The organism is Stieleria sp. (assembly GCF_041595215.1).
GTDB lineage: Bacteria > Planctomycetota > Planctomycetia > Pirellulales > Pirellulaceae > Stieleria > Stieleria magnilauensis.
On sequence record NZ_JBFHKV010001056.1, the window covers coordinates 1 to 2,969 of the forward strand.

Sequence of the window (2,969 nt, forward strand, 5' to 3'; positions counted from 1 at the left end):
GGTTTGTTGAAGGATCTGAAACGACGCGGATTGCTGGAGCAGACGCTGGTGGTCTGGGGCGGCGAATTCGGCAGAACACCGATGAGTGAAAAAGGCGACGGTCGCGATCACAATCCGACCGGATTCACGATGTGGATGGCCGGTGGGGGCGTGCGTTCGGGACAGGCCTACGGGACGACCGACGAAGTCGGCTTACACGCCGTCGAAGATCGATTGCACGTCCACGACGTGCATTCGACGATCCTGCACCTGATGGGCGTCGATCATCGCAAACTGGTTTACGTTCATAAGGGACGCCCCGAACGGATCGACCAAAACGAAGGGCGTGCGTTTACGGAGATCGCGGCGTCAGGAGATTCGGTCACCTTTGCTTTTTCTGTCTGTCGTTGCTCCTCGGCGGCGGCGCGTCGATTGCCCAGGACAATGCAACGTCCGATGCGGCTGTAGGAGAGGAATCTGCGTCGCAGGATTCCTTACGTTGGGACTTTGGCGACGACGATGTCATTTCGCCGACAGTCCAAGGCAATGTGCAATTGGAATTGCCTGGGCCGCGTCCGCCGGAATTCCCCGACTTTGCCGACAACAACACTGCCGTGCGATTCGGCGGCGGGCACTTGGTCATCGCCGACAGCGGGCCGGACAGCCGGTACGACTTCACCAACGGCGATGCCGTCACGCTGGAGGGTTGGGTGAACCCGATCGGAATCCGTCCCGGAGACTTGTGGTATGTGATCGGCAAGGGGCGAACCGGATCGGCGGGCTTCGCGCGTGACAACCAGAACTGGTCTCTGCGTTTGACCGGTGACAAGGGCGAGGCGAAAGTCAATTTTCTGTTTGCGACCAAGCCGACCGGCGGCGACAAGCATTGGCATCGTTGGACATCGAAGCTGGGATTTCCGCTGAACACGGGATGGCATCACATCGCGATCCGCTACCGTTTCGGTGACCCTGAGTCGATTCGCGGGTTCATCAACGGCCAGCCGACCGACGGCAGCTGGGACATGGGCGGGGCGACGAGCGAACCGCCAGTCGTCGATGACGACGAGGTACGCATCGGTAGCCGTTTCAAGGGCATGATCGATGGCGTGGCCATCCACCGCAAAGAGCTGGACGACAAAACGATCGCCGCAAAATTTCGTCGTGTGGGAGGACCACGCGTCGTCAAGTTGCAGCCGGAAGTCATGCCCGAGTTGAACGGGGTTCCCGAGGGCCGCGTGTTGATGCAGCTGTGCAGCGGCTACCCGACCCATGATCGCTGGCTGTATGACGGCGAAACGGCGCCGGCCGAATCGACGCGTTGGCTGGGCGACGAATTCTTACTTCCGCGAATCCCGCTGCAGTTCGATGATTGGGGCATTCGCACCGGCTGGAACGCGCCGGTGTTGTTGCGGATGGCCGCCGATGTCGAATTGCCGGTCGGCACAAATCAGTTTCTATTGCGCGGCCGCGGGCTGGGACGCTTGTGGGTCGACGGCCAGTTGGTGTCGCGAACCAAGGCCCACTCCAAGGCGCCGCCCAACGGCGAAGAACCGATGACGCCGCTTGCCGAGCCACCGCTTCCCGGCGTGCGCGTGCATGGGTATCGGCAACAGGAAGTCATCGCCGAAACGACGATCAAGCCCGAGGGTGACCGCACGACGCGTCGTGTGCGTGTGGTGTTGGAATTGTTGGTCGGCGGCAGCAGTCGTCGTACCGAGACCGGTGAAGTTTGTGTGGCGATGTTGACCGAAAACGGCAAGTCCTACGACGTGTTGGGAGCGGGAACGCGACGTCTGCCGTTGACCGATGCCGCCGTTGAACCGGCACTCGATCGCATCGAAGATTCGCTGGCACAACTGGACGACCAGCGGCGTCGCGCCGCAGCGGAGTCACAGGATTCGTTTTGGCACCGTCGTCATCAGCTCGCTCGGCAATGGGCGACAGAACATCCGGCGCCGTCGATCCCCGCGTCCGGTGGTCATCCGGTCGACGCGTTCGTCCAGCAGAAAATTGACGATGCACTCGCCCAGTCGGCCGACGGCGACGATCGCCAAGCCGAACATTTTCACGGCAAGGTTCTGCCGTTGCTGCGCGAGCAATGTTTCCGCTGTCACGGCGAAAAAACGAAAGGCGGTTTGAAGTTGGACTCGCGCGCCGCGGCGCTTCAAGGCGGTGAATCAGAAACTCCCGCGGTGGTTCCCGGCGATTTGGATGCCAGCGAGTTGATTGCACAGATCCGCAGCGGGTCGATGCCGCCGACCGATGAAGGATTGTCGAGCGAACAGATTGAATTGTTGGAGCAATGGGTCCGCGACGGAGCGGTTTGGCCGGCGCCACCCTTGGCAGCCGACCAGGTTGCCTTGGCTCCGGTTGTCGGCGACGAAGCGTTTTTGCGACGCATCTATCTGGATACGGTGGGCGTGCCGCCGAGTGCCGACGAAGCCAGGGCGTTTCTTGACGATCAACGTGACGACAAACGGCAACGTCTGGTCGACGAACTGCTGGCGGACGATCGTTTCGCCGATCACTGGATGAGTTTCTGGCAAGATTTGTTGGCGGAGAATCCATCGCTGCTCAATGCATCGCTCAATAGCACGGGCCCGTTTCGCTGGTACCTGTATGATTCGCTGCGGGACAACAAGCCGCTCGATCGCATGCTGACGGAATTGATGTTGTTGCGTGGTGGTGCATCCGAAGGCGGTAGCGCCGGGTTTGGTGTGGCGGCGGAGAACGATGCGCCGATGGCGGCCAAGGGGCACATCATCGCGTCGGCCTTCTTGGCCATCGAACTGCAGTGCGCCCGCTGTCACGATTCGCCCTATCACAGCACGACACAGCACGACCTGTATTCGCTGGCCGCGATGATGGATCGCAAGTCCGTGAAGGTCCCCGCGACCAGCCGCGTGCCATCCGGGTTCTTTGAGAACCAGCAGAATCGCGAGTCACTGATTCAGGTGACGCTTCCGGCAGACGAATCGGTCTCGCCCCGA

The 2,969-nt window shown here is 61.2% G+C and carries 2 protein-coding genes; both read left to right on the top strand.

The genetic code is table 11. The annotated features are described in order from the left end of the window. A partial coding sequence (locus ABX749_RS27945) for a DUF1501 domain-containing protein (protein ID WP_372898921.1) occupies positions 1 to 447 on the top strand: 447 nt, incomplete at its 5' end. Positions 448 to 533: 86 nt separating this feature from the next. Beyond that, a partial coding sequence (locus ABX749_RS27950) for a DUF1549 domain-containing protein (protein WP_372898922.1) occupies positions 534 to 2,969 on the top strand: 2,436 nt, incomplete at its 3' end.